Below are 24,161 nucleotides of genomic sequence, written 5' to 3' on the forward strand. Positions count from 1 at the left end.
TGCCACGGCGGCTCAGGCCGCGCTGACCTCGGGCTTGGCGGGGCCGGACGCCGCCTCGACCGTCTCCGTCTCCGCAGCCGTGTCCTCCTGGGCGGGCAGGCGCCGCATCAGGGCCCCGTAGCCGATCCCGGCCGCCGTGCCGACGGCCGCGCAGGAGCCCCACAGCCACCCGGCGCCGAGGTGGTCGATGACCGCGCCGGACATCAGCGGGGCGACGAGGGCGGCGACGGACCAGGACAGGGTGTACACGCCCTGGTAGCGGCCGCGCCCGTGCACCGGGGACAGCCGGACGACGAGCCCGGTCTGGGTCGGCGCGTTGATCATCTCGCCGAGGGTCCAGACGCAGACGGTGAGCGCGAAGACGCCGACCGACCCGGCGAAGACGGTGAGCCCGAACCCGTACCCGGCCAGCAGCGACGAGACGACCAGCAGCCGCTTGGGGTCCCGGTGCTCGATGAGCCGGGTGACCGGGATCTGGAGGGCGACGATCAGGACGCCGTTGACCGCGATCGCCATGCCGTAGTCGGCGGGCGTGAACCCGGCCCGGCCCATGGCGACGGGCAGGCCGACCGACCCCTGCTGGAAGACGAGCGCGACGAGGAAGGACAGGCCGACGACGCCCATGAAGCGCCGGTCGCGCACCACGGTACCCAGGCCGACGTCCTGCTTGGCCTCGCGTGCGGCGGGACCGGACGGCCGGGACTCGGGCAGCCTGAGGAAGACGACGACGGCGCAGACGGCCGTCATCCCCGCCTCGATCAGGAAGCCGGCGAGGTAGCTGAACTCGGCGATGAAGCCGGCCCCCATGGAGGAGACGGCGAAACCGAGGTTGATCGCCCAGTAGTTCAGCGAGAACGCCCGGACCCGGTCCTCGGGCCGCACGATGTCGGCCATCATCGCCTGCACCGCGGGGCGCGAGGCGTTGGACGCCATCCCGACGAGGAAGGCGACGGCGGCGATCGACACCGGGTCCCGCACGAACCCGAGCAGCGCGACGAAGATCGCGGTGGAGGACTGGGCGACGAGCAGGGTGGGCCGCCGCCCGAGCCGGTCGGCCATCACGCCGCCGGCGAGGGAGGAGACGACCCCGCCGAGCCCGAGCAGCGAGGCGACGAGACCGGCGTAGGAGGCGGAGTAACCACGGTCGAGCGTGAGATACAGCGCCATGAACGTGGCGACGAAGGCGCCGAGCCGGTTGACCAGCGTGCTGGTCCACAGCCACCAGAACTCGCGGGGGAGTCCGGAGACGGTCTCGCGGGCGGCACGTCTGAAACGCGCGGCGGACGACATGGAGGACCCCCGGATGTAAGCGGCTCAAGCGGTGAGCACAACTTACGAGGACGGCTTGCCGGAAGGCCACTCGATTAACAGAACCAGTCAACTGACGAGGCACCGGACAGCTTGCCGGACCGGGCCCTGTCCGCCTGCCGGGCACCGGCGCAGGGGGCCGAATGCGTGGATTAGGCTCAGAGACATGGCCGACGCACCGTACAAGCTGATCCTCCTCCGCCACGGCGAGAGCGAGTGGAACGCGAAGAACCTGTTCACCGGCTGGGTGGACGTCAACCTCAACGACAAGGGCGAGAAGGAGGCGGTCCGCGGCGGTGAGCTGCTGAAGGACGCCGGCCTGCTGCCCGACGTGGTCCACACGTCCGTCCAGAAGCGCGCGATCCGCACCGCCCAGCTCGCCCTCGAGGCCGCCGACCGCCACTGGATCCCGGTCCACCGCTCCTGGCGCCTGAACGAGCGTCACTACGGCGCGCTGCAGGGCAAGGACAAGGCGCAGACCCTGGAGGAGTTCGGCGAGGAGCAGTTCATGCTGTGGCGCCGCTCCTACGACGTCCCGCCGCCGCCGCTGGCCCGCGACGCCGAGTACTCCCAGTTCTCCGACCCGCGCTACGCGACCCTCCCGCCGGAGCTGCGCCCGCAGACGGAGTGCCTGAAGGACGTCGTCGCCCGCATGCTCCCGTACTGGTTCGACGCCATCGTGCCCGACCTCCTCACCGGCCGCACGGTCCTGGTGGCGGCCCACGGCAACAGCCTGCGCGCCCTGGTCAAGCACCTCGACCAGATCTCGGACGCCGACATCGCCGGCCTGAACATCCCCACCGGCATCCCGCTCTCCTACGAGCTCGACGCCGACTTCCGCCCCCTCACCCCCGGCGGCACCTACCTCGACCCGGAGGCAGCCGCGGCCGCCATCGAAGCGGTCAAGAACCAGGGCAAGAAGAAGTAATCGCCCACGGATAAGCCCCCTGCCTGCGGTTTCTCCGCCGGAGGGGGCTTTTCGGTGGCCGTGGGCCGTCTCTGGGCCACCTCCTTCCGGCACCCCTTCAGTCGTCGTGCGAAACTCCCTGCCTGGTCAGAGGGAGGGGCAGGGGCGTGGAGAAGTCCGAGGCGAAGCAGTTGCTGGAACGGGCTCGCGAGATGTGGGAGGCGGAGGAGTGGCTGCGTTCCGCCGAGCTGTACGAGCAGGTGCTTGCTCACTATCCGGACGAGGGCCCCAGTGCGGTGTGGTGGTACGACGCGGCACTGGCGTACAAGTTTCTGCGTAACTGGGCGAAGGCCTACGAACTCGGCCGTGAGGCTGCCGCCCGCTCGCCGCGCGGCGAGCAGGACCCGGCGTTCTGGAACCTGGGGGTCGCTGCCACGATCCAGCGTGACTGGGCGACCGCCCGTGACGCTTGGGAGGGCTTCGGGATCCCGATGCCGGAGGGCGAGGGGGAGATCAACGGCGCCTTCGGCCCGGCGTGCGTACGGCTGGACACGGGTGGCGAGCGCGAGGTGGTCTGGATCCAGCGGCTCTGCCCGACGCGAGGACGCGTGATGAACGTCCCTGCCACGAAGGGCCGTCGCTTCGGTGAGATCGTCGTGCACGACGGGGAGCCGACAGGCGAGCGGACGTACAACGGCCAGAGCGTCGCTGTCTTCGACGAGTTGCTGCTCTTCGAGGCCTCCTCGCTGCCGACGCTGCATGCGACCGTGAACGCAGCGGACGCATCCGACGTCGACGCCCTGGTGGCTTCATTCTTCGCGCAGGACTTCGGCGCCGAGCCGGCGAGCAGTTTCCACATGCTGTGCGCATGCTGCAGCAAGGGCCGGGTCGACTGGGACGAGAGCGGCGTGCGGGCACACGGCGGCTCACAGACGGTCTGGCTGGCCGCCCCCGAGACCGAGGCCCGGCAGCTGCTGGATGCGTGGGCGGCGGGCGGCGAACGCAGTTGGAGCGGACTCGAGCTGATTGGTTGAGCCCGCGGGGAGTGAGCGTTGCAAGGCCCCTGCCATCGGGAGAACCCGAGGCAGGGGCCTTGCTGTCGTGTCGCTTGGTGTGGTTGGTGACGTTGTTGGTGTTGCGGATGTGTCAGCGGTGGTGTGCGTGGCGACGGTCGTCGCGGTCGCCGCGGCGGGTGTTGTCCCAGCCGATGTGGTCGACGACGCGGTGGTGGTCGTTGCGCAGGGTGGCCGTGTCGGCGTGCCGGTCCCAGATCGGGGTGCGGCGGTCCTGGTAGAGGTCGGTGCGGGTGTCACGGCCGTAGCCGGTGTGGACGCGGACCGTGGCGCGGCCGTCGAGGCGGTAGTGGTGGAACGTGTAGGTGTGGCCGTGCCTGTCGGACAGCGTCCAGCCGCTCAGGTTGACGTCGTGACGGGTGTTGTTGGTGATCTCCACCCACTCCCTGTTCAGGACCCGGTTGGAGCGGTGGTCGCGGGCCTGGTGGTCGAGGTGCACGCCGCTGATCACGACGCTCTGGCGGTACGAGCGCTGGTGGTGGTCGGCGGCGGACGCCGGCAGCGCCGTCACTCCGATCAGCGCTGCGGCCGTGGCGGCGGCAGCGGTCAGGCGGCGGGCGGTCACAGAAACGGAAGCGGACACAGGCTCTCCTGCTGAGTGTGCGTAGTTCCGAGTGGCGGCCGGGGTGGACGCCATGCGCACAGCCTGTCCGTCCGGTGGACAAACCCGGGCGTTACACGCGCCGTGTTACCAATTGCGGACGGTTCCGTGACGTTCGCGGTTTTTGGTGTGTTGGGGATGAATGTCGGATTTCCTGCTCAGGGTCTCCGGCATGACACAGGGTCCCGGCGCGGTGCCGGGACCCTGTGTCTGTGTTCGTCGGTCAGCCGCACTGGCAGGGGCCGCCGGACTGGCAGCCGCAGCCGCAGCCCGAGCCGCAGCCGCAGGCCGCGAGCAGCGGCAGGCTCCTGGTCTCGGCGGGCTGCTCGGTGTCGCGGTCCTGTGTGGGGTCGGGCACGATGCTGGGGGATTCGGCCATGGGTCCCTCCTCTAGGCAGATGCCTGTGCCCATTCCATGCCCGTTCCGCCGGGCGCATCAACGGCGCACAGAGGCTCGTACGCGCCCGTCCCGGAGCGTTACGCGCCCTCCACCCCCGTCACCGGGTGGATGTCGGCCTGGAGGTCGTCGGCGTGTTCGCCGGTGACCAGGTAGACGACGCGCTTGGCGACGGCCACCGCGTGGTCGGCGTAGCGCTCGTAGTAGCGGCCGAGGAGGGTGACGTCCACCGCCGTCTCGATGCCGTGCTTCCAGCGGTCGTCGATCAGGTGCTGGAAGAGGGTGCGGTGCAGCAGGTCCATCTCGTCGTCGTCCTGCTCCAGCTGGAGGGCCAGGTCGACGTCCTTGGTCACGATCACCTCGGCCGCCTTCGCCATCAGGCGCTGCGCGAGCTGGCCCATCTCCAGGATGGTGGCGTGCAGGTCGTGCGGGACCGCGCGCTCCGGAAAGCGCAGCCGGGCCAGCTTGGCGACGTGCTGGGCCAGGTCTCCCGAGCGTTCCAGGTCGGCGGACATACGGAGCGAGGTGACGACGATCCGCAGATCCGTCGCCACCGGCTGCTGCCGGGCCAGCAGGGCTATGGCCCGGGCCTCCAGATCGTGCTGGAGGTCGTCGACCTTCTGGTCGGCCTCGATCACGCTCTCGGCCAGCTTCAGGTCGGAGTCGAGGATGGCGGTCGTGGCGCGTCCGATCGCCGACCCGACCAGCCGGGCCATCTCCACCAGACCGTCGCCGATCGAATCCAGTTCCTCGTGGTACGCGTCCCGCATCTTCGGTTCCCTCTCGTGCGTCCTCGTCGGGGCTGCCTGACCCCCACGCTCCCACGGTCCGGCCCCTACGCGTCCGTTTTCGTCACCCCAAATGAACCAGTACTGGCCCCAAGGTGAACTCTGGGCGACGAGTGTTCGAGGTCGCACGCTGACGGCTGTGGGCATGTCGCACCCCGTGCCTAACCTTGAGGCATGGACGTGAACGCGGCGGTCGCCGCAGCGGCAGCGATCGCCGGAGTGCTCACCGGTGTCATCGCCATGCTGGCGTTCCGCTTCAGTGAACGAGAGCAGAAGCGTCCGACGCGCACCTCGCTGCACACCGACCCGGTGCTCCCGCCCGGCGTGGACACCGTCCTGTCGGTGCTGCGCTCCTCGGCCGTGGTCCTCGACGAGGCCGACGCCGTCGTCAAGGCCAGCTCCGCCGCCTACGCCCTCGGGCTCGTGCGCGGCGGCAAGCTCTCCGTCGAGCCCATGCTCCAGATGGCCCGGGACACCCGGCGGGACGGGGAGATACGGCAGGTCGAGCTGGACCTGCCCCGGCGCGGCACCGGGCGCGGCGAGGCCCTCGCCGTCTCCGCGCGGGTCGCCCCGCTCGGGTCGCGGCTGGTGCTGCTGCTGGTCGAGGACCTGACCGAGGCCCGCCGCATCGAGGCCGTACGGCGCGACTTCGTCGCCAATGTGAGCCACGAGCTGAAGACGCCCGTCGGCGCGCTCTCCCTGCTCTCCGAGGCCGTCATGGACGCCTCCGACGACCCCGAGGCCGTGCAGCGCTTCGCCGGACGCATGCAGATCGAGGCGACCCGGCTCACCAACCTGGTGCAGGAGCTCATCGACCTCTCGCGGGTGCAGAACGACGACCCGCTGGAGGACGCCGAGCCCGTCCGCGTCGACGAACTCGTCGCCGAGGCCATCGACCGCTGCCGCCACCAGGCCGGCGCCAAGCAGATCACCATGGCCGCCGGAGGCACCGCGGACCTGCGGGTGTGGGGCAACCGAGGCCAGCTCGCCGCCGCGCTCGGCAACCTCGTCGAGAACGCCGTCAACTACTCCCCGGCCCGTACCCGCGTCGGCATCGCCGCACGCCGGATCACCGTGCCGGGCGGAGACCTCATCGAGATCGCCGTCACCGACCAGGGAATCGGCATCTCCGACAAGGACAAGGAGCGCATCTTCGAGCGCTTCTACCGCGTCGACCCGGCCCGCTCACGTGCCACCGGTGGCACCGGCCTGGGTCTCGCGATCGTGAAGCACGTGGTCGCCTCGCACGGCGGGGAGGTCACGGTGTGGAGCGCCGAGGGTCAGGGTTCCACCTTCACCCTGCGGCTGCCGGAGGCGGCGGCGGGCCGGGAGGCCCGCGACCGCGAGCGTGCCCAGCAACACCTCGACCCCGGCTTCGACGACGAGGCCGGGCAGCCCCGCGCGCACTACCGCGCGGAGTCATCACCATCAACACCGTACGAACCGCTTCCCGCCCCGGAGGTCCTTCCGTGACCCGAGTGCTCGTCGTCGAGGACGAGGAGTCCTTCTCCGACGCCCTGTCGTACATGCTCCGCAAGGAGGGCTTCGAGGTCGCCGTCGCGGCCACGGGGCCCGACGGACTCGACGAGTTCGAGCGCAACGGCGCCGACCTCGTCCTCCTCGACCTGATGCTGCCGGGGCTGCCCGGTACGGAGGTGTGCCGCCAGCTGCGCGGCCGCTCCAACGTCCCCGTGATCATGGTGACCGCGAAGGACAGCGAGATCGACAAGGTCGTCGGCCTGGAGATAGGGGCCGACGACTACGTGACCAAGCCCTTCTCCTCCCGCGAGCTGGTCGCCCGTATCCGCGCGGTGCTGCGCCGGCGCGGCGAGCCGGAGGAGGTCGCCCCGGCGGCCCTCGAGGCGGGCCCGGTCCGCATGGACGTCGACCGTCACGTCGTCACGGTCTCCGGCTCCAAGGTCGACCTGCCGCTGAAGGAGTTCGACCTCCTGGAGATGCTGCTGCGCAACGCCGGCCGCGTGCTGACCCGTATGCAGCTCATCGACCGCGTCTGGGGCGCCGACTACGTCGGCGACACCAAGACGCTCGACGTCCACGTCAAGCGCCTGCGCGCCAAGATCGAGCCGGACCCGGGTGCGCCGCGGTATCTGGTGACGGTGCGGGGGCTCGGCTACAAGTTCGAGCCGTAGGCCGCGTACGCCTGTGTGAGGCGTGAGCGGTGAGCTGTGGGCCGTAGGCGGTGTGCCGTGGGCCGTGTACGGGTGCCTTCGCCGTACGCGGCGCTACGGCGAAGGGCGGCACCCTCTCTCGTGAGGGTGCCGCCCTTCGGTGCGTCCGGGACGGGTGGTCGGCCGGTGTCAGTGGCCGGCGGCCGACTGGGACGCCGAGTCGCTCGGGTTCGCCGTCGTGCCGCTGCCCGACTCCGCCGAGCTCGACGCCGTGGCCGTACCGCTCGGCGTGTTCGACGGCGACTTCGACTGCTCGGGCTTGCCAGAGGCGCCGGCGGAGGTGGTCGCGGTCGCGTCGGCCGGGGCACCCGGGACCGCCGGGATGTTGCTCGGGCCCCACTTGTCGAAGTAGTTCTCGGCCGGGACGACGAAGGCGCGCAGGCTCACGTCACCGGCCTTGCTGAAGCTGAACGTGATCTTCTGGGCATTGCCGTCCTGCACGGACGAGCCGGGGTTGGACAGTGCGGCGGAGGCGTTGCCCTTGCCGCCGAGCACCACCGAGCCGCCGGCCGGGATGGTCAGCTTGCCCTTGCCCGAGGCGGGCGTGATCTGGGCGGTGCCGTCGCCGTCGATGCGGATGGCGTCCAGCGTCTGAGGGTTGATTCCGTTGTTGAAGAGGGTCACCGAGACGACGGCCGGGCCCTTGGTCTGGGTGCCGGGCTGCGTGATGATCACCGCGTTCTGCACCTTGATGTCGCCGACGGTGGTCGCCGCGTTGTCCGGCTTGACTTCGAGCGTCTGGGCATCGTTGCCGGCGCCGCAGGCGGCGAGCGAGGCGATCGAGAACGCGATGGCGGCGGCGGCGAGGGCGCCGCGTCGAAGGCTGCTGCTCACGGCGGCGGCAACTCCTTGAACGTGGGCGGTACAGAGCGGCCCCCTTATAAGGCCGCCCTAAGCGTCTGTCAGCGGCCTTAGGTTACCGAGCCGTTCCCACGGCCCCGCACCCGACCCGCCCCTCAGCGCCGCCGGGCACCCGGACACCGCTCCCACGCGCGGACGGGGAGCGCTCTCAATGCGCCTCCTCTTGTGCCCCTCTGTGCCTCTCCGCCCGCATTGGCCGCGTGGTCGTCCGCCATTCACGTAAGCGCCCTCCTGCATACCCGCGGGCTTACCCGTCGGCTTACCTCGTGGCATAGCCGCCGTGATCCGCGCTCGTCCGCTCCCCCGCATTTCCGGCGAAGGAAGACGAAGGAAGGCGAAGGAAGATGGAAGGAAGACGGAAGGAAGGCCGGAGGAAGCCCGAAGGAAGGTCGAAGGAATGCGTGGTCGGCGCGGAATTGATCACCAGCGGCCCGGCCGGCCGTTCTGGCGCGACCGTGATCAATTCCGGATTCGTCCCGGAGCCGCCCCCCGCGCACCGAACGGAGTAGCGGAAGTCGAGCACATGGAACCGGACAAAACGGGACGTTCAGCCGTTTGGGCGGGGCGCCCGGATGTGTGTAACGTACGCGTTTCACCCCGTGCGAAGAGCCCCTCCGACCTGCGAATACCTGCTTCCCCTTGGCCCGCCGGACCCTTCCGAAGCACGTCCCGGTTGCTGTTGTCAAGCCCCGAGATATGCCCTGACCTGCGAAAACGCCATTCAGAAGACGCCGTATCCGTGTTACCCTGGATAGCCACGGAAGGGGTACCTGTCACATGACGTTCAAGGTTGGCGACACCGTGGTCTATCCCCATCACGGGGCCGCGCTGATCGAGGCCATCGAAACTCGCCAGATCAAAGGCGTGGACAAGACCTACTTGGTGCTGAAGGTCGCCCAGGGTGACCTGACGGTGCGTGTGCCAGCGGACAATGCGGAGTTCGTCGGCGTGCGTGATGTGGTCGGTCAGGACGGGCTGGACCGGGTCTTCGAGGTGCTGCGCGCGCCATACGCCGAGGAGCCCACGAACTGGTCGCGTCGATACAAGGCAAATCTGGAGAAGCTCGCCTCCGGCGATGTCATCAAGGTCGCGGAAGTCGTGCGTGACCTGTGGCGTCGCGAGCGCGAGCGCGGACTCTCCGCCGGAGAGAAGCGCATGCTCGCCAAGGCCCGCCAGATCCTGGTGAGCGAGCTCGCCCTCGCGGAGAACACGAACGAGGACAAGGCCGAGGCCCTGCTCGACGAGGTCCTCGCGTCCTGACGCGAGGCGACGACGACAACTCGCCTCTCAGGCCCACTCAGCACACCGAACATGCCGCGGTGCCCGATGACACGATTTCAGTCGCCGGGCGCTGCGGCATGTTCGTGCCCGCGTGGCCGCGGCATCGGCTGTGCGCATAACGCGGTCGGCTGTTCGACCCACGCGCGTGACGTCCATGCCGTACGGCGGGGGAGGGTCCCCCGATACTGTGTGCCGGGCCCGGGCAGTCGGCTCGACCGAGGTCACGGAAGGGTCCGGTCGAGGCGTCGCGCCCGGCACGGTGTGGCCATACCCATGCCAGGCCGGCAAACAAACCTGACAGGAACCGATGTCTGACGATTCGCGCCCTTCGCCCCCGGCTGGCCAGCCCGGGACCTCCGTCGCCGCCGTGATCCCGGCCGCCGGCCGGGGCGTACGCCTCGGTCCGGGCGCCCCCAAGGCGCTGCGCACGCTGGGCGGCACCCCCATGCTCGTCCACGCGGTGCGCGCCATGGCCGCCTCCCGCGCCGTCTCCCTGGTCGTCGTGGTGGCCCCGCCCGACGGCGCCGCCGAGGTCAAGTCGCTGCTCGACGCGCACGCGCTGCCCGGGGGCACCCCCGGCGGCAGCTGGGGGAGGACCGACTTCCTGGTCGTGCCGGGCGGGGAGTCCCGCCAGGAGTCCGTCCGGCTCGGCCTGGAGGCGCTGCCGCCCGGTCACGACATCGTCCTCGTGCACGACGCCGCCCGCCCGCTGGTCCCGGTGGACACCGTCGACGCGGTCATCGAGGCCGTACGGGAGGGGGCGCCCGCCGTCGTACCGGCGCTGCCGCTCGCGGACACCGTCAAGCAGGTGGAGCCGGCCGCGGCGCCGGGCGAGCCCGAACCGGTGGTCGCCACGCCCGACCGCGCCCTGCTGCGCGCCGTGCAGACCCCGCAGGGCTTCGACCGGGCCACGCTGGTGCGCGCCCACGCGACGGTCACCGACAACGTCACCGACGACGCGAGCATGGTCGAACAGCTCGGCGAGCGGGTCGTGGCCGTGCCCGGCCACGAGGAGGCCTTCAAGGTCACCCGCCCGCTGGACCTGGTCCTCGCCGAGGCGGTGCTCGCCCGCAGGAGGCTCAACGATGGCTACTGAACCCCCCGGGACGCAGCCGGGTGAGCCGGTGGAGCCGATGGAGCCGGTGCTGCCCCAGGTCGGCATCGGCACCGACATCCACGCCTTCGAGGACGGCCGCGACCTGTGGTGCGCGGGCCTGAAGTGGGAGGGCGAGGGGCCGGGCCTGGCCGGGCACTCCGACGCCGACGTCGTCGCGCACGCCGCGTGCAACGCGCTGTTCTCGGCCGCCGGGCTGGGCGACCTCGGTCAGCACTTCGGCACCGGGCGCCCGGAGTGGTCCGGCGCGTCCGGCGTCACGCTGCTGACGGAGGCCGCGCGGATCGTGCGCGAGGCGGGCTTCCGGATCGGGAACGTCGCCGTGCAGGTCGTCGGCCCGCGCCCGAAGATCGGCAAGCGGCGCGACGAGGCCCAGAAGATCCTGTCCGAGGCGGCCGGCGCGCCGGTGTCCGTCTCCGGCGCCACGACGGACGGGCTCGGTTTCCCCGGCCGGGGCGAGGGTCTGATGGCGGTGGCCACGGCCCTCGTGGTGCGGGTGAGCTGACGGCGTGCGAGGGTACCCGCAGAGTCACAGCGACGACACTGACCGAGGTCACGGAGGTACCCCATGCCCGCCGCCCTGTCCGACCGGCTCAAGTCACTGCTCGACGGTCCCGTCTTCATCGTGCTCGGCACCATCCAGCCCGACGGCAGCCCGCAGCTGTCCCCGGTGTGGGTGAAACGGGACGGCGAGGACCTCCTCGTCTCCACCACCGTCGACCGCCGCAAGAAGAAGAACCTCGACCGGGACGCGCGCGTCAGCATCGTCGTCCAGGACCCGCAGTCGCCCTACGAGTACGCCGAGATCCGCGGCTCGGCCGAGCTGACCACGGAGGGCGCCCAGGACCTCATCGACGAGCTGAGCCTGAAGTACACCGGCAAGAAGTACGCCGAGTTCAACCCGGCGTCCTCGCAGGACGCGGAGCGGGTGATCGTCCGGGTCTCACCGCGGAAGGTCGTCGGGAGTCTGTGACGCCCCTCTCGGGGGCGGGTCGTGGACGTCCTTCACCGGGCGGGTCACAAAAGCGTGGCCTTGTGGGCAAGGGGGCGCGAGGCACTGCCCCCGGCCCACTACCCTGGAGTGGTGACTATTCGCCTGTACGACACCAGCGCCCGGCAGATCCGTGACTTCACCCCGCTCAAGCCGGGTTGCGTCTCGATCTACCTGTGTGGCGCCACCGTGCAGGCGGCCCCGCACATCGGGCACATCCGGTCGGGGCTGAACTTCGACATCATGCGCCGCTGGTTGACCTACCGCGGCTACGACGTCACGTTCGTCCGCAACGTCACCGACATCGACGACAAGATCATCAACAAGGCCGCCGAGCAGGGCCGCCCCTGGTGGTCCATCGGCTACGCCAACGAGCGCGCCTTCGACGACGGCTACGCCGCGCTCGGCTGCCTGCCGCCCACCTACGAGCCCCGCGCCACCGGTCACGTCCCCGAGATGATCGAGATGATGCGCGGGCTCATCGAGCGCGGGCACGCCTACGAGGCCGACGGCAGCGTCTACTTCGACGTCCGTTCCTGGCCCTCCTACCTGGAGCTGTCCAAGCAGGACCTGGACGAGCTGCGGCAGCCCGCCGAGGAGGGCATCACCGGCAAGCGCGACCCGCGCGACTTCGCCATGTGGAAGGCCGCCAAGCCCGGCGAGCCCGACTGGGAGACGCCGTGGGGACGCGGGCGCCCCGGCTGGCACCTGGAGTGCTCGGCCATGGCGCACAAGTACCTCGGCTCCGCCTTCGACATCCACGGCGGCGGCCTGGACCTGGTCTTCCCGCACCACGAGAACGAGATCGCCCAGGCCAAGGCCTACGGCGACGAGTTCGCCCGGTACTGGGTGCACAACGCCTGGGTCACCATGAGCGGCGAGAAGATGTCCAAGTCGCTGGGCAACTCGGTGCTCGTCTCCGAGATGGTCAAGCAGTGGCGGCCCATCGTGCTCAGGTACTACCTCGGCACGCCCCACTACCGCTCGACCATCGAGTACAGCGAGGACGCGCTGCGCGAGGCCGAGTCCGCGTTCGCCCGGATCGAGGGCTTCATCCAGCGCGTGGTGGAGAAGGCCGGGCCGGTGGAGCCGTCCGCGCAGGTGCCGCCCGCATTCGCCGAGGCGATGGACGACGACCTGGGCGTCCCGCAGGCGCTCGCGGTCGTCCACACCACCGTCCGGCAGGGCAACAGCGCGCTGGCCGCCGACGACAAGGAGGCCGCCGTGGCCCGGCTCGCCGAGGTGCGGGCCATGCTCGGCGTTCTCGGCCTCGACCCGCTCGACGAGCACTGGGCCGGTGAGGACGGCGACCGCGGCGAGGACCTGCACGGGGTGGTCGACTCCCTGGTCCGCATGGTGCTGGACCAGCGCGAGGCCGCCCGCGCCCGCAAGGACTGGGCGACGGCGGACGCCATCCGCGACCAGCTCAACCAGTCCGGACTGGTCATCGAGGACAGCCCGCAGGGCCCCCGCTGGAGCCTCGGCCCCCGCTGAGCCGGCCGGGGGCCGGTGGGGCACCGGCGAAGAGCCGGGGAAGATCGACTGTGCCGCCCGGTCGTCCGGGCGGCACACTTCATAGACGTACGTACGCAAGTTCGGCAAGTTGGAAGAGACAGGTAGGTCATGGCCGCGAACAACCGCCGCATGTCCGGCAAGAAGGGCGCGCAGGTCGGCAGCGGCGGCAAGCGGCGCCGGGGCCTGGAGGGCAAGGGCCCCACGCCCCCCGCCGAGATGCGCAAGGGACACGCCAAGCAGCGCGCCGCCCAGGCGAAGACCCGCCGCACCCAGGGGCGCCCGCAGCGCCGCGGTGCCGGCAAGTCGTCCGCCGAGCTGGTGGTCGGCCGCAACCCGGTCGTCGAGGCGCTGCGCGAGGGCGTGCCCGCCACCACGCTGTACGTCCAGCAGTTCATCGACAACGACGAGCGCGTCCGCGAGGCGCTGCAGCTCGCGGCCGAGCGCGGCGGCATCAACCTCATGGAGGCGCCGCGTCCCGAGCTGGACCGGATGACGAACGGGCTCAACCACCAGGGCCTGGTCCTCCAGGTCCCGCCGTACGAGTACGCCCACCCCGAGGACCTGGCCGACGCCGCCGCCGACGCCGGCGAGGACCCGCTGATCGTCGCCCTCGACGGGGTGACCGACCCGCGCAACCTCGGCGCGGTCGTCCGCTCCGTCTCCGCCTTCGGCGGGCACGGCGTGGTCGTCCCCGAGCGGCGCGCGGCCGGCATGACCGCGGGCGCCTGGAAGACCTCCGCCGGTACGGCCGCCCGTACGCCCGTGGCCCGCGCCACCAACCTCACGCGCGCCCTGGAGGCGTACAAGAAGGCGGGTGTCACGGTCGTCGGCCTGGCCGCGGACGGCGAGGTCGAACTGGGCGACCTGGACGCCCTGGAGGGCCCGGTCGTCATCGTCGTCGGCAGCGAGGGCAAGGGCCTGTCCCGGCTCGTCGGCGAGACCTGCGACTTCCGGGTGCGGATCCCGATGCCGGGCGGGGCGGAGTCGCTGAACGCCGGTGTGGCGGCTGGGGTCGTGCTCTACGAGGCGGCGCGCCGGCGCGGCTGAGCGAGGGCCGGCCCCCGGCCGGTAGCAGATGTCGAACAAAGGTCCGCGTATTCACCCACCCGGGTAAGACCGGGCGTTCGGTGCAACCTTGACGCGGCCCGGACAGATCCGACGGGTCAAGGCAGTGTCCTAACTCCTCGTCACTCGGTTAGATGAGTGTGGACACCAGAACACCCCGCACACCCACGGGGGACCGCTCGTCGGGATACGACGACGCTCCCGCGCTGAGCATGGTGAAGGTGCCGAGCGATCCGGCGCAGGTCATCGTCACTCACGCGAGCTTCCGCGTGCAGTTGGGCGCCGCTTCGCGGCGCACCCGGTCCCTGCGGATCGCCCCGCATCTGAGCGCCACCGACAACACCGCCCGTATGCCGGTCGTCGGCGCGGCGGGCCGGGCCCAGGGTGCGCCCCACCGCCGCCCGGTCGTCTGGACCGGCAGGTCCGCCCCCGACGACACCGGCGCCCACCGGCTGCTCCAGGCCGTGCGCAGCGGCAGCGTGCGGCACGCCGAGGAGCACTCCGCCGACCCCGGGGCCACACAGGTCATCCCGCGCGTCGACCCCGCACCCGGCTACGGCCCGGGCGCCGGCGCCTACGACGACCTCGACCGGACGGTGGAGACCCCCGTCGTCGGCGCCCAGCGCGGCCCCGAACCCGGCGAGACCCGACTGCTGCCGCACATGCGGCCCGCGGGCGGCGCGTACGAGGAGTCCGCGTACGGCGAAGCGGCGTACGGCCGCACCGGGTACGCGGAGCCGGGCGCCGGCACACCGCCCTACGACCACTCCGCGTACGCCCGGCCGCCGTACGGCCAACCGCCCTACGACCCCGACGACTTCGCGGACGACGACCACCCGGGCGCCGACTTCGCGGAGGACGGCCTCGCGGACTTCCGCCCCGGTGACCACGACGCCTACGACGACCCGGCCGCCGGGGACGAGCGCCGGCGCGGCAGACGGCACGGCGAAGACCCGGCACGCCACGCCTACTACCCGGGCCGCCGGATGAACCTCGGCGTCGTCCTGCTCCCGCTGCGCATCTTCCTCGGCTTCGTCTCCGTCTACGCCGGCATGGGCAAGCTGTGCGACCCGCTCTACTTCGACGGCGGCAAACGCGGCTCCATGGTCAAGTGGCTCAACGCGCTGCACCCCTGGGAAGTCGCCGAGCCGCTGCGCCAGTTCGCGCTCCAGCACCCGGTCGGCTCCGGCCTGGTCATCGCCTTCCTCCAGGTCATCGTCGGTGTCCTGACGGTCCTGGGCTGCTGGCAGCGGGTCGCCGCGGTGGTCGGGGCGCTGCTCTCGGCCGCGCTGATCGTCACGGTCAGCTGGCGGACCGTACCCGTCTACGACGCCCCGGACATCATCTACCTCGCCGCCTGGTCCCCGCTGATCATCGCGGGCGCCCCCGTGTACTCCATCGACGGCCGGCTCGCCGCGTCCGCCTGGCGGCGGCTCGGCCCGCGCTCCGACATCTGGGCACTGCGCCGGTTCGTGCTGCGCCGCGGCGCCCTGCTCACGGTGCTCGTCACCGGCCTCACCCTGCTCGTCGGCTCGCTGCTCGGCGGTGCGGTGCGCGACGCCGACCGCGTGGTCGTGCCCGGGCCCGGGGAGGCCCCGCGCAACGAACTGCCCGGCTCGCCGCTCCCCGACCGGTCCGGCGACCGGCAGGGGAACCAGAAGTCCCCGTCGGCCTCGACCTCGCCGAGCCACCGGGGCGCGTCGGCGGGTCCCTCCGGCAGCCCCGCGACGACACCGGGCAGGACCCGGGAGAGCGGCACCGCCACCGGCGGCTCCCCCAGCCAGACCCAGGGCACCGGCCAGGTGCCGCCGCGCCACTCCTCCCCGGTGCAGCAGGCGCCCAGCACCAGCTCGGGCCCGACCTCCGGGGGCACCGCGAGCGGCGGCGCGGGATCGGCCGGCGGCTCCGGCTCGGGCGGCTCCGACGGCGGCGGCTCCTCCTCCGGGCAGCCGGGCCTGGTGGGCGGCCTGCTGGGCTGACCCGGTCCCGCACCCGCACCCCCACGCGGACGACGGACGAGAAGGGCCCCGCACCTGACGGTGCGGGGCCCTTCTCGTGGTTCACCGGTCGTGGTTCACCAGGTCACCGCCCCTGAGCGTCGAGCTCCTTCGCGGCCTCCGTCAGGTCCTTCGCGGTGTCGATGGCACGCCAGTAGGCGCCCTGCGGGATCGGGAAGCCGGCCAGCCGGCGCTCGCGGGCCAGCCGCGGGAACGTGGTGCGCTCGTGGTCGCCGCGTTCCGGGAGCAGTCCGGCGAACTCGGGGGAGAAGACGTAGACGCCCGCGTTGACCTCGACGGTCGACGGCGGGGCCTCGATGAAGTCCGTGATGTGGCCGAAGCCGTCCGTCTGCACGGCGCCCCACGGAAGGCGCGGGCGGGCCAGCGCGAGGGTCGCGACCGCGTCCCGCTCGGTGTGGAAGTCCGCCATGTCCCGCAGCGAGAAACGGGTCCAGATGTCGCCGTTGGTGGCGTACCAGGGCCTCTCCGGGTGCGGCAGGTGAGCGGCCGCGAACCGCAGACCGCCGCCACGGCCGAGCGGCTCGGACTCCACGACGGTGGTCACGTTGACGGGCAGCGCCGCCGACTTCAGCCACTCCTGAAGAACCTCGGCGAGATGACCGCAGGAGACCACCACGTCCGTGACGCCCTCCTCGGCGAGCCAGACGAGCTGGTGGCCGATGATCGGGGTGCCCGTGCCGGGGATCTCGACCATCGGCTTGGGCCGGTCGTCGGTGTAGGGGCGCAGCCGGGACCCCTGGCCACCGGCCAGGACGACGGCTTGAGTGGGGCGGGACGCCGCATTCGGATGGGTCATGCCCGAACTGTACGTCCCGCCCCACCACGTGACCGACCGCCCCGGGGCGGAGCGCAGGGCGCCTCGCTCTCCGGGGCGGCCGAGGCCCTTCCCGCCGGGTTCGTGCGGGTGGGGCCACGGTGGGTGAGGACCGCACGGGCCCCTGATGCCCCACGGGCATCACCCCGTCGGCCGACGAGGACGAGGCCCGGGCGGCCGGTCCGGCGCCCGGCGGGCAGCGAGGCCCTGCGCGGCCTTGCGTGAGGACCTGCGGCGGCGAGCCGACACGGCCCATGGGCGGCGGGACCGCCCGGCACAACCGCCCGGGGCCCGTGCGGCGCCCGGCCGGGTCAGCCGGGGCGGCCGGGGCGACGGAGCCGCCCCGTGCCGTCGTCCCCGCTCAGCTGTGGGCTGTCAGGACGCCGGAGGCGAAGGAGGTGTCGCAGACGGGGCGGGCGTAGGACTGGGCGCGGGACGGGCCGTAGATGCGGACCGCCGCGCGGCCGAGGGTGCGCGCGATCGAGGCGCAGTGCCGGGCCAGCGACGGGCGGCCGTTGACCGCTTCCTGGAGGTGGGTCAGCGCGACGCCCGGGTTCTTCTCCTGCAGCTCGGTCAGCAGTTGGTCGCGCAGCACGTCCTGCGGGGCGCGGGCGTGGCCGGCGACATCGGCCGCGGACGCGTCGGACGCGGTGAGCACCGAGTTCGAGGGGTTCCCCGACCAGTTGACTCGGGTGACCGCGAGGGTCCCGGAGAGCACCAGGACGACGGGCAGGACGAGGGCGAGCGTGCGGCCGATCCGGCGGGCGGGGCCCCGGCCGCGTCGCGTGGGTTGGGTGGTGGAGTGCTTCACGCGAGGGAGCGTATCGCTCGGTAATGATTTGGCGACATTTAGTCACCTCTTCGAGGGACGGGGACGGCCCTTTTTCCGGGTGACGTGTTGACGCACACTGCTCGAAATGTCCTGTGCGCCGGGGTATTTCGGGGACGACGAGAAGGGCCCCGCGGCAGGTCGCGGGGCCCTTCTCGTCAACAGTCGCCAACCGGGGTGAATCGCCCGGGGTTGTCCCGAGGTTTCAGCCGGAAGGCGGCAGCTTCGGCGGCGTCAGTCGGTGAGCCGCTCGCCCGTCGAGGTCGAGAACACGTGGATCTCGCCCGGCCGCGGCACGACGTGCAGCGTGGAACCCTTCTCCGGGACCGAACGGCTGCTGACGCGGACGACCAGGTCCTTGCGCTCGCCGCCGACCTCGACGGTGCCGTAGACGTAGCCGTCGGCGCCGGTCTCCTCGACGACGTTCACGGAGACGGCGAGGCCGGCCGGGGCGTCCGCGCTGTCCTTCGAGAGGGACGCGGCGGCGCCGCCGTTCAGCTCGACCACGTCGAAGTGCTCGGGGCGCACACCCACGGTCACGGTGCGGTCGCCCTTGTCGGCGGCGGCCTTGAGCGCGTCCCGGTTGACCGGCACCACGCTGTTGCCGAACTTCACACCGCCGTCGGTGATCGGCACCTCGATCAGGTTCATGGCGGGCGAGCCGATGAAGCCGGCGACGAAGAGGTTGGCCGGCTTGTCGTACATGTTGCGCGGAGAGTCGACCTGCTGGAGCAGACCGTCCTTGAGGACCGCCACGCGGTCGCCCATCGTCATGGCCTCGACCTGGTCGTGGGTGACGTAGACGGTGGTGATGCCGAGACGGCGCTGCAGCGAGGCGATCTGCGTACGGGTCGAGACGCGGAGCTTGGCGTCCAGGTTGGACAGCGGCTCGTCCATGAGGAAGACCTGCGGCTCACGGACGATGGCGCGGCCCATGGCGACACGCTGACGCTGACCACCGGAGAGCGCCTTCGGCTTGCGGTCCAGGTACTCCGTGAGGTCGAGGATCTTCGCGGCCTCCTCGACCTTCTGCCGGATCTCCGCCTTGTTGACGCCGGCGATCTTGAGCGCGAAGCCCATGTTGTCGGCGACGGTCATGTGCGGGTACAGCGCGTAGTTCTGGAACACCATGGCGATGTCCCGGTCCTTCGGCGGCAGGTGGGTGACGTCGCGGTCACCGATCCGGATGGCGCCGCCGTTGACGTCCTCCAGGCCCGCGAGCATCCGCAGCGAGGTGGACTTTCCGCAACCGGACGGGCCGACCAGGACGAGGAACTCGCCGTCCGCGATGTCGATGTCGAGGCCGTCGACGGCGGGCTTGTCGGAACCCGGGTAGATCCGGGTCGCCTTGTCGAACGTGACAGTGGCCATGGTGAATGGGCCCCCTTCTACCGGCAGGAACGTGCCGGACGATCCGTTGTAGGAAGGTGGTGCCACTACGGGTGTTTCCGCGTGGTTCCGTTGTGGTTTAGTCCACACAGGTGAACTGGCACAGGACGGTACCTGGCGTTCACCTGGTCTGTCAGCACTTGAGGGCCTGTGAACTTCGCGGAAATTTTCGACGGGCCCGCACCGGGACGTGGGTACACTGCACAGGCACGCACGCGGTAGGCGCGTGCAGGCCTCCTTAGCTCAGCTGGTCAGAGCGCCGCTCTTGTAAAGCGAAGGTCGTCGGTTCGAATCCGACAGGGGGCTCCCTCTCCGACCTGTGTCGGAGCATCAAACAGGCCCATCGGAGACCGTCTCCGGTGGGCCTGTTGAGCGTCAATGGGAACGCCGTGGGAACGAGCCGTCAGGCGGCGTCCTCGCTGGGAACGTCGCCGGGATTCTCGGCCGACGGGGCGGCGTCCTCCGTGGCCGGCTTGTGTGCGACGTCGCGGTGCGCCGGGGACCTGCGCGGGACCAGAGCGAGCGGGAGCCTCGGCCTGGGCGTCCTCGAACTGCGGCAGCACGGACGAGGTCGGTCTCGGCCCACGGCAGGCCGGCGGCCTCGCCGCGGCGTAGTACTCGGAAGATCATCAGGTGGAACATCGGGTACAGGCGGTGCCCGCCGACGGCGTCCAGGAACTCGCCGGTCTGCTCGGGCATCCTCACCATGACCTTGCGGGGCTTTTCGCCGGTCTGACGCCACGCCTCGATCCGGGCCGGTGTCCACACGAGCGGCCTGGGGCGGACGTACTCAGGAAGGACGACACCCTTCGTCCAGTTCTCGGAGATCAGCTTCTCGGTCACGGCGTCGTCCAGGGCGCCGGAGAGAGTGCTGCGCATCCGGACCTGCGTGCCGGGGCCGGCGACGTGCGTGGGCAGGGCGCGGGCTTCCTTCAAGGCGTCCTTGGCGTCCTGCCACGCCTGGCGCAGCCCCTCGGGGCGCGGCCCCGAGCCCGAGGCCGCACCACCTGACGCCTTGCCGTCCAGCCGACCAACCCAGCCATCCACCTCCGACGGAGCCAGCCCATGTACCTGGTGACATGCGACACCCGACTCGACGCCCTCGTCGTCGCACCGGAGAGCGCCGCCGACCTCAGCGACGAGACCCGAGCCGTCATCGAGAGCGCCGACTTCACCCGGCGCCCGGACATCGAAGCCTTCACACGGCCCGGACGGGCCCCAAGACGGCCGCCTGGATCGCACTGCGACTCGGCCGGCTCGGCCAGCCGACTCCCACTGCTCGCGCTCGGCGGCTTGCTTCTCGCGCCAGGCCTGTCGGCCTTCGGGTCGTCCTCGTGTACCTCCTAGGAGATGGACACCAGCTGCTCGCCGGATAGGGACGACCTCCTCGTCCAAGTCCACCTCGTCTCAGGACAGTTCCCGCCACCGGCCGCAACAAATCGCTGGGATGGGTAGACCGACCGTCCCGGGCGACTGCACCGGCGGGCTGCCGAAGCATGCGCACCGGGTGTGGCGGCTCGCCGCTGCCGGCCGTGTCCTCAGGAAATCAGCTGTGACCGATGCCGTAGACGTAGGTGCTCACCGTTCCTCATCCCGGCGGTGGCGCAGCCGTTCGGTTTCCCTCTCGTGGCCCTCGTCGCGCGCCTGTTGGAAGGCCTCGGAGATGGTCTGGGCAGCGCCGGACAGAACTCCCTTCGTCTTGGCTTGACTGCTGGAACCGGTGAGCTGGCCGCCGACGATCTCCGGGAGTCCGGCCGGCTTGTGCGGCCCTGCCTCAAGGTCCATGCGGTTGCACGCTTCGGCGAACCGCAGGTAGGTATCCACGCTCGCCACCACGACCCGCACATCGATCTTCAAGATTTCTATTCCGACCAGGGAGACCCGCACGAACGCGTCGATCACCAACCCTCGGTCGAGAACCAGCTCCAGTACGTCGTACAGGCCACTGGTACCTCCCCCGCCCCCGCCCTGCGCTGCCACCACACTCACCCTGACCAGCTCCCTTGCTCATCCCTGACCCATCGACCCCGCCCGGCGGTCGGATCCGCAGGAGATCCACGGAAGCGACTGCCACAGCCGAACCGAACCGAGTAGCCCCACCCGACTGAATAAAACTGGGACCGTGCGTTGGGACGTGTCGGCCCGGCCCTCGGCAGGGCCTGTGCCGCGGGTGCCCTGGGTCCCTCGCACTGGAGGGACGCCCGCCGAGCGCGGCTGCGGTCCTTCAGGGGGCATGATCGGACGCGAGGCCGGGCAGTGGCGCGCCCATCACGGGGGCGTTGACGGCAGAGGCTGACGGCAGTCGCCTCTACCGGCGCCGCTTGAGCAGCCGGTCCATGTGGCTCATTGCCTCCCGTCGCGTGTCGTCGCTCACATGCGTGTAGACGTTCGTGGTCACCGCGATCTGAGAGTGCCCCAGGGTCTCCATGACGGTGCGCGGGGCGCCACCGGCCGCGAAGAGCAGGGACGCGCACCCGTGCAGGGTGTCGTGCAGACGGCCCTGCGGGAGACTGGCCGACTCCGAGATCCGCAGGAAAGATCGGTACAGGTTCCGCGGCTCGACTGGCCGGCCGTTGCGGGTGGTGAACACGTGGTCGCTGTTGTCACTCCGCACCGAGCGCGGCCCGCTGCCTGGCCTGTCGGATGCGCTGCCACCGAGGTGGCGCCACGCACATCCGTGGAACGGGGATCACCCGTGCTCGCCGACTCTTCGTCGTATCCGGGTAGAGCTCTTTACCGCCGCAGTCGAGTACGGTCACTCACGGTCGACACGCCGCCTGAGCAGGCGATCCATGTCTGCTTCTCGCCGTCGATGCTCGGCAGGCGCCCCTACCTGAGCAACCGGGTTGCTGACGCGCTCGGTCTCGTCCTGTACGAGCAGGGAAAGGAGAGAGGCCACGGAGAGGCCGGCTTCCGCCGGATGGCGCAGGACCTTGTCCGGTTCGATGCGGTAGGTGTTCGTGCGCCCATCACGCGTGTGGGAGAGGTAACCGCCCTGCTCGAGATCGGAGATGATCCGCTGGACGGCGCGCTCCGTGAGCCGGCAGTGGGCGGCGATCTCGCGGATCCGAACGTTCGGGTTGTCGGCGATGGCTGCCAGCACGCGCGCGTGGTTGGTGATGAACGTCCATCCGGTGTGAGGTTCGGGCACTCCAACCATGCCCTGCATTTTAGGGGACACCGTTGCCTGAACCTAGATACGTGACATACTTTTCACGTATTCGCTGACCGCTACCGCGATGAAGAGTCACGGAAGGGGCCTGAAGGTGACCTGGGATGAAGCTGACATGCCAAAGCTCGTGAGCGACGTCGGCGGGAAGCAGTGGTCAGGTCGGGCCGACGAGCACGCCGTGGAGGTTACGGTGATTCAGTACGAACGGCATGGTGCCTGGGTCGTCGCCGCTCACGGCTCCTACGACATGCACTCGATCCCGCCTCTGGCGGACGCACTGGCCGCCGCCGCCAGGAAGCATCCGAAGGTGGTCCTGGACGCCTCCGGTGTCGTCTTCGCGGACTCGTCGTTCCTCAATCTGTTGATCCTCACCCACCAAGCGGGCACCCTGCGCGTGGCCGCGCCGCCACAGCAGCTCCAGCGGCTCTTTGCGATCACCGGAGTCGACGCCGTCCTGGAGGTACGGGAGACAGTGGATGACGCCGCTGCCTCCTGAGTCCACTTCCACAGGTCAGGGCGCACAAGGTCTGTACCAAGAGACGACTGGGCGAGCCCTGGGTGAGCGGTTCGACAGCCGTAGGGAACCACCTTGCGCGCGTACTCTTCTGGGGCGAAAGTAATAAATAGGAACACTCTTCGACAATGGAGGACACCGTGATAGCCCTCGGCGTGATCCTTCTCATCGTCGGATTCATATTCAACATCGCCATCCTCTGGACCATCGGCATCATCCTGCTGGTCATCGGAGTGATCCTCTTCATCCTGGGCTCCATCGGGCACGCGGTCGGAGGCCGACGCCACTACTGGTAGCCCCAGATCATGTCGGCCTGTGAGCCCCTTCCGGCAACGCTCGTCAGCGGGCCGCTCGCGCCCGCAGGGCCTGGACGGACCAGTCGATCAGTGGCGCCAGGGGTTCCGGGGCCGGCCAGTCGTTGATCACCGCGAGCCGGTCGAAGTACCGGTCCCTGCGTGGGTCGCTCGCGGCTTCCAGCCGGTGCAACAGCCAGTGATGCGGCTGGGCGTCGTCGGTGCGGCCGGCGGCGAGCGCACACTGCGTGGTGAGCGTCGCGACCACGGGATCGGCCTGCGGTGAGTCGGGGCTGATTCCGGAGCTCACGGCCGCTTGCACGAGTTCGCGGGCGACGGCGACGACGTCCGGGCGGGGTGGCGTGCCGGCGCCGTCGGGCAGATCGGCCATGTGGTCTTCGACCAGGCTTCGCATGACGTCGCGAAAGCCGGGGTCCAGGGACATCTCCGCCAGCTCCACCCATGCCTCGACCTGTTCCTGTGTGGGGCTGTCGGGCAGCTCAGGGGTCATGGAGCGCCGTACGCCGGCTCGGCCGGACATGGTGTGCCGGCCGTCGAAGACCGCATCGAGGAATTCGCCGATCAGGCGGCGCCTCTCGGCTTCGGACAGCGTGGCCAGCTGGTGCATGCGTTCCATCTCCTCGAAGGTGGGCTCGCGTCCGGCCGCGGCGGTCAGCACTGCTTGCCGCAGACGCAGGATGCTGATCTGCGCGTTCAAGGCGGCGGCATGTTCGGCGGCGACTTGGCCGAGCGTGAGTTCCTGGTTCGTGACACGCCGGATCACGTCGAGGCCGAGGCCGAGCTCGCGCAGAGTCCGGACGAGGGCCAGACGAGCGACGGCCTCCGGGCCGTAGCGGCGGTATCCGGCGGGGGTGCGCTCGGCCGGCGTCACGATGCCGCGGTCGGAATAGAACCGGATCTTTTTGACCGTCAGCCCGGTGCGCCGAGCCAGCTCACCGATCGAGTAACTGGCTCTAACAAAAGGCTGTTGATCATGTGACTGTCGGCTTGTCCGCTCGTTGATGTGGTCGTGGGGATGAGA

26 protein-coding genes, 1 tRNA gene and 1 pseudogene are annotated in these 24,161 nt (G+C 70.6%); 15 read left to right on the top strand and 13 right to left on the bottom strand.

Going from position 1 to position 24,161, the window contains the following annotated elements; translation table 11 throughout:
- Window positions 1-12 precede the first annotated feature (12 nt).
- Window positions 13-1,290, bottom strand: a complete 1,278-nt coding sequence (locus IE318_RS32060) for an MDR family MFS transporter (protein ID WP_189905987.1) — start codon at window positions 1,288-1,290, stop codon at window positions 13-15.
- 184 nt (window positions 1,291-1,474) lie between these two features.
- Here IE318_RS32060 and IE318_RS32065 point away from each other — a divergent pair, with 184 nt between their 5' ends.
- Window positions 1,475-2,236: a phosphoglyceromutase gene (locus tag IE318_RS32065; RefSeq protein WP_030164778.1), complete on the top strand. Its 762-nt coding sequence runs from the start codon at window positions 1,475-1,477 to the stop codon at window positions 2,234-2,236.
- A 146-nt stretch (window positions 2,237-2,382) separates the two neighbouring features.
- On the top strand, window positions 2,383-3,249 hold the full coding sequence (locus IE318_RS32070) for a tetratricopeptide repeat protein (RefSeq protein ID WP_189905989.1): 867 nt from the start codon (window positions 2,383-2,385) through the stop codon (window positions 3,247-3,249).
- Window positions 3,250-3,361: 112 nt separating this feature from the next.
- On the opposite strand, the gene IE318_RS32075 is transcribed toward IE318_RS32070, so the two are convergent.
- From IE318_RS32075 to phoU, 3 genes are all read right to left on the bottom strand, one after another.
- Window positions 3,362-3,871: a lamin tail domain-containing protein gene (locus IE318_RS32075; protein WP_229903877.1), complete on the bottom strand. Its 510-nt coding sequence runs from the start codon at window positions 3,869-3,871 to the stop codon at window positions 3,362-3,364.
- A gap of 241 nt (window positions 3,872-4,112) precedes the next feature.
- Window positions 4,113-4,268, bottom strand: a complete 156-nt coding sequence (locus IE318_RS32080) for a hypothetical protein (RefSeq protein ID WP_189905993.1) — start codon at window positions 4,266-4,268, stop codon at window positions 4,113-4,115.
- Window positions 4,269-4,366: 98 nt separating this feature from the next.
- Window positions 4,367-5,056: a phosphate signaling complex protein PhoU gene (gene phoU, locus IE318_RS32085; RefSeq protein ID WP_030164784.1), complete on the bottom strand. Its 690-nt coding sequence runs from the start codon at window positions 5,054-5,056 to the stop codon at window positions 4,367-4,369.
- A gap of 192 nt (window positions 5,057-5,248) precedes the next feature.
- Between phoU and phoR the strand changes: the two genes are divergently transcribed.
- Together phoR and phoP are read left to right on the top strand one after the other, a co-directional pair.
- The gene (phoR, locus tag IE318_RS32090) at window positions 5,249-6,547 is read left to right on the top strand and encodes a two-component system sensor histidine kinase PhoR (RefSeq protein WP_189905995.1); all 1,299 of its coding nucleotides are present in this window, start codon (window positions 5,249-5,251) and stop codon (window positions 6,545-6,547) included.
- A gap of 5 nt (window positions 6,548-6,552) precedes the next feature.
- Window positions 6,553-7,224: a two-component system response regulator PhoP gene (gene phoP / locus IE318_RS32095; RefSeq protein ID WP_467163958.1), complete on the top strand. Its 672-nt coding sequence runs from the start codon at window positions 6,553-6,555 to the stop codon at window positions 7,222-7,224.
- 168 nt (window positions 7,225-7,392) lie between these two features.
- On the opposite strand, the gene IE318_RS32100 is transcribed toward phoP, so the two are convergent.
- Window positions 7,393-8,097, bottom strand: a complete 705-nt coding sequence (locus IE318_RS32100) for a copper chaperone PCu(A)C domain-containing protein (RefSeq protein WP_189905997.1) — start codon at window positions 8,095-8,097, stop codon at window positions 7,393-7,395.
- An 804-nt stretch (window positions 8,098-8,901) separates the two neighbouring features.
- On the opposite strand from IE318_RS32100, the gene IE318_RS32105 reads away from it, so the two are divergent.
- The 7 genes from IE318_RS32105 to IE318_RS32135 all read left to right on the top strand — a co-directional run bounded on the left by IE318_RS32105 (window position 8,902) and on the right by IE318_RS32135 (window position 16,069).
- Window positions 8,902-9,384, top strand: coding sequence for a CarD family transcriptional regulator (locus IE318_RS32105; protein WP_003953493.1), 483 nt, complete (start codon window positions 8,902-8,904; stop codon window positions 9,382-9,384).
- Between the two features lie 328 nt (window positions 9,385-9,712).
- Complete coding sequence (ispD, locus tag IE318_RS32110) at window positions 9,713-10,501, top strand: 2-C-methyl-D-erythritol 4-phosphate cytidylyltransferase (protein WP_030164795.1); 789 nt, start codon at window positions 9,713-9,715, stop codon at window positions 10,499-10,501.
- Window positions 10,491-11,024, top strand: a complete 534-nt coding sequence (gene ispF, locus IE318_RS32115; protein ID WP_189905999.1) for a 2-C-methyl-D-erythritol 2,4-cyclodiphosphate synthase — start codon at window positions 10,491-10,493, stop codon at window positions 11,022-11,024. The genes ispD and ispF overlap by 11 nt, the downstream gene beginning before the upstream one ends.
- Before the next feature lie 63 nt (window positions 11,025-11,087).
- Window positions 11,088-11,492 carry a PPOX class F420-dependent oxidoreductase gene (locus IE318_RS32120; RefSeq protein WP_189906001.1) on the top strand — a complete coding sequence of 135 codons (405 nt, stop codon included), beginning with the start codon at window positions 11,088-11,090 and terminating at the stop codon, window positions 11,490-11,492.
- A 111-nt stretch (window positions 11,493-11,603) separates the two neighbouring features.
- Entirely contained in the window at window positions 11,604-13,004 is a 1,401-nt protein-coding gene (cysS, locus tag IE318_RS32125) for a cysteine--tRNA ligase (protein ID WP_030164805.1), read from the top strand.
- A gap of 129 nt (window positions 13,005-13,133) precedes the next feature.
- On the top strand, window positions 13,134-14,072 hold the full coding sequence (rlmB, locus tag IE318_RS32130; RefSeq protein ID WP_030164808.1) for a 23S rRNA (guanosine(2251)-2'-O)-methyltransferase RlmB: 939 nt from the start codon (window positions 13,134-13,136) through the stop codon (window positions 14,070-14,072).
- 152 nt (window positions 14,073-14,224) lie between these two features.
- Window positions 14,225-16,069, top strand: a complete 1,845-nt coding sequence (locus tag IE318_RS32135) for a DoxX family protein (RefSeq protein WP_229903878.1) — start codon at window positions 14,225-14,227, stop codon at window positions 16,067-16,069.
- Window positions 16,070-16,172: 103 nt separating this feature from the next.
- On the opposite strand, the gene IE318_RS32140 is transcribed toward IE318_RS32135, so the two are convergent.
- The 3 genes from IE318_RS32140 to msiK form a co-directional block, all read right to left on the bottom strand.
- Window positions 16,173-16,904, bottom strand: a complete 732-nt coding sequence (locus tag IE318_RS32140) for a nucleotidyltransferase family protein (protein ID WP_030164816.1) — start codon at window positions 16,902-16,904, stop codon at window positions 16,173-16,175.
- A gap of 379 nt (window positions 16,905-17,283) precedes the next feature.
- Window positions 17,284-17,733 (bottom strand): hypothetical protein, encoded by a 450-nt coding sequence (locus tag IE318_RS32145; RefSeq protein ID WP_189906003.1) that lies wholly within the window; start codon window positions 17,731-17,733, stop codon window positions 17,284-17,286.
- Between the two features lie 252 nt (window positions 17,734-17,985).
- Window positions 17,986-19,122 carry a diacetylchitobiose ABC transporter ATP-binding protein MsiK gene (gene msiK, locus IE318_RS32150; RefSeq protein ID WP_030164822.1) on the bottom strand — a complete coding sequence of 379 codons (1,137 nt, stop codon included), beginning with the start codon at window positions 19,120-19,122 and terminating at the stop codon, window positions 17,986-17,988.
- 250 nt (window positions 19,123-19,372) lie between these two features.
- On the opposite strand from msiK, the gene IE318_RS32155 reads away from it, so the two are divergent.
- A tRNA-Thr gene (locus IE318_RS32155) sits at window positions 19,373-19,446 on the top strand.
- A gap of 69 nt (window positions 19,447-19,515) precedes the next feature.
- On the opposite strand, the gene IE318_RS32160 is transcribed toward IE318_RS32155, so the two are convergent.
- Window positions 19,516-20,187, bottom strand: coding sequence for a site-specific integrase (locus IE318_RS32160; RefSeq protein WP_189906005.1), 672 nt, complete (start codon window positions 20,185-20,187; stop codon window positions 19,516-19,518).
- Between the two features lie 18 nt (window positions 20,188-20,205).
- Between IE318_RS32160 and IE318_RS32165 the strand changes: the two genes are divergently transcribed.
- Window positions 20,206-20,487: a hypothetical protein gene (locus tag IE318_RS32165; protein WP_189906007.1), complete on the top strand. Its 282-nt coding sequence runs from the start codon at window positions 20,206-20,208 to the stop codon at window positions 20,485-20,487.
- A gap of 231 nt (window positions 20,488-20,718) precedes the next feature.
- Here the strand turns inward: IE318_RS32165 and IE318_RS32170 are convergent, their stop codons facing one another.
- The 3 genes and pseudogenes from IE318_RS32170 to IE318_RS32180 all read right to left on the bottom strand — a co-directional run bounded on the left by IE318_RS32170 (window position 20,719) and on the right by IE318_RS32180 (window position 22,300).
- Complete coding sequence (locus IE318_RS32170; protein WP_189906009.1) at window positions 20,719-21,129, bottom strand: gas vesicle structural protein GvpA; 411 nt, start codon at window positions 21,127-21,129, stop codon at window positions 20,719-20,721.
- A 319-nt stretch (window positions 21,130-21,448) separates the two neighbouring features.
- Window positions 21,449-21,869: pseudogene (locus IE318_RS32175) on the bottom strand (tyrosine-type recombinase/integrase); the annotation flags it as partial.
- 26 nt (window positions 21,870-21,895) lie between these two features.
- Window positions 21,896-22,300, bottom strand: coding sequence for a helix-turn-helix transcriptional regulator (locus tag IE318_RS32180; protein ID WP_078916930.1), 405 nt, complete (start codon window positions 22,298-22,300; stop codon window positions 21,896-21,898).
- A 127-nt stretch (window positions 22,301-22,427) separates the two neighbouring features.
- Between IE318_RS32180 and IE318_RS32185 the strand changes: the two genes are divergently transcribed.
- Window positions 22,428-22,808, top strand: a complete 381-nt coding sequence (locus IE318_RS32185) for an STAS domain-containing protein (RefSeq protein WP_189906011.1) — start codon at window positions 22,428-22,430, stop codon at window positions 22,806-22,808.
- A gap of 158 nt (window positions 22,809-22,966) precedes the next feature.
- Complete coding sequence (locus IE318_RS32190) at window positions 22,967-23,122, top strand: DUF6131 family protein (RefSeq protein ID WP_229903880.1); 156 nt, start codon at window positions 22,967-22,969, stop codon at window positions 23,120-23,122.
- 43 nt (window positions 23,123-23,165) lie between these two features.
- Here IE318_RS32190 and IE318_RS32195 read toward each other — a convergent pair whose 3' ends face one another.
- Window positions 23,166-24,143, bottom strand: coding sequence for a MerR family transcriptional regulator (locus IE318_RS32195; protein ID WP_189906022.1), 978 nt, complete (start codon window positions 24,141-24,143; stop codon window positions 23,166-23,168).
- Window positions 24,144-24,161: the final 18 nt, after the last annotated feature.

Origin of the sequence: Streptomyces spiralis, from assembly GCF_014654675.1 — a bacterium.
GTDB lineage: Bacteria > Actinomycetota > Actinomycetes > Streptomycetales > Streptomycetaceae > Streptomyces > Streptomyces spiralis.

Coding starts and splice junctions, on each gene's coding strand:
- IE318_RS32060 (WP_189905987.1), bottom strand. CDS start 1,290: ATGTCGTCCGCCGCGCGTTTCAGACGTGCCGCCCGCGAGACCGTCTCC.
- IE318_RS32065 (WP_030164778.1), top strand. CDS start 1,475: ATGGCCGACGCACCGTACAAGCTGATCCTCCTCCGCCACGGCGAGAGC.
- IE318_RS32080 (WP_189905993.1), bottom strand. CDS start 4,268: ATGGCCGAATCCCCCAGCATCGTGCCCGACCCCACACAGGACCGCGAC.
- phoU (WP_030164784.1), bottom strand. CDS start 5,056: ATGCGGGACGCGTACCACGAGGAACTGGATTCGATCGGCGACGGTCTG.
- phoR (WP_189905995.1), top strand. CDS start 5,249: ATGGACGTGAACGCGGCGGTCGCCGCAGCGGCAGCGATCGCCGGAGTG.
- IE318_RS32105 (WP_003953493.1), top strand. CDS start 8,902: ATGACGTTCAAGGTTGGCGACACCGTGGTCTATCCCCATCACGGGGCC.
- ispD (WP_030164795.1), top strand. CDS start 9,713: ATGTCTGACGATTCGCGCCCTTCGCCCCCGGCTGGCCAGCCCGGGACC.
- ispF (WP_189905999.1), top strand. CDS start 10,491: ATGGCTACTGAACCCCCCGGGACGCAGCCGGGTGAGCCGGTGGAGCCG.
- IE318_RS32120 (WP_189906001.1), top strand. CDS start 11,088: ATGCCCGCCGCCCTGTCCGACCGGCTCAAGTCACTGCTCGACGGTCCC.
- rlmB (WP_030164808.1), top strand. CDS start 13,134: ATGGCCGCGAACAACCGCCGCATGTCCGGCAAGAAGGGCGCGCAGGTC.
- IE318_RS32135 (WP_229903878.1), top strand. CDS start 14,225: ATGAGTGTGGACACCAGAACACCCCGCACACCCACGGGGGACCGCTCG.
- IE318_RS32140 (WP_030164816.1), bottom strand. CDS start 16,904: ATGACCCATCCGAATGCGGCGTCCCGCCCCACTCAAGCCGTCGTCCTG.
- msiK (WP_030164822.1), bottom strand. CDS start 19,122: ATGGCCACTGTCACGTTCGACAAGGCGACCCGGATCTACCCGGGTTCC.
- IE318_RS32165 (WP_189906007.1), top strand. CDS start 20,206: ATGTACCTGGTGACATGCGACACCCGACTCGACGCCCTCGTCGTCGCA.
- IE318_RS32180 (WP_078916930.1), bottom strand. CDS start 22,300: ATGGTTGGAGTGCCCGAACCTCACACCGGATGGACGTTCATCACCAAC.
- IE318_RS32185 (WP_189906011.1), top strand. CDS start 22,428: ATGCCAAAGCTCGTGAGCGACGTCGGCGGGAAGCAGTGGTCAGGTCGG.